The sequence below is a fragment of the Cupriavidus sp. 01T418 genome (assembly GCF_056398885.1).
Genome location: NZ_JBFTQG010000181.1, coordinates 1 through 450 on the forward strand (window position 1 = coordinate 1; position 450 = coordinate 450).

Genomic DNA, 450 nt, shown 5'->3' on the forward strand with positions numbered 1-450 from the left:
GCTAAAGCACTGCAGGAAAAAGTTTATATCGAATACGACAAAGTAAAAGCAGATACATGGGATAGACGTAATATGCGTGTTGAATTTAATCCGAATAAACTTACGCATGAAGAAATGCTTTGGTTAAAACAAAACATTATCAACTACATGGAAGATGACGGTTTTACAAGAATAGATTTAGCTTTTGATTTTGAAGATGATTTAAGTAATTATTATGCAATGACTGATAAAGCAGTTAAGAAAACTGTATTTTATGGTCGTGACGGGAAACCAGAAACAAAATATTTTGGCGTTCGTGATAGTGATAGATTTATTAGAATTTATAACAAAAAACAAGAACGTAAAGATAACGCAGATGTCGAAGTTATGTCTGATCACTTATGGCGTGTAGAAATTGAACTTAAAAGAGATATGGTGGATTACTGGAATGATTGTTTTAATGATTTACAT

At 31.3% G+C, this 450-nt stretch carries 1 protein-coding gene; it reads left to right on the plus strand.

The window, feature by feature from the left end; all coding sequences use genetic code 11:
• Positions 1-450: replication initiation factor domain-containing protein (locus AC1DQ3_RS36820; RefSeq protein WP_477124997.1), on the plus strand; the 450-nt coding region annotated here is incomplete at both ends.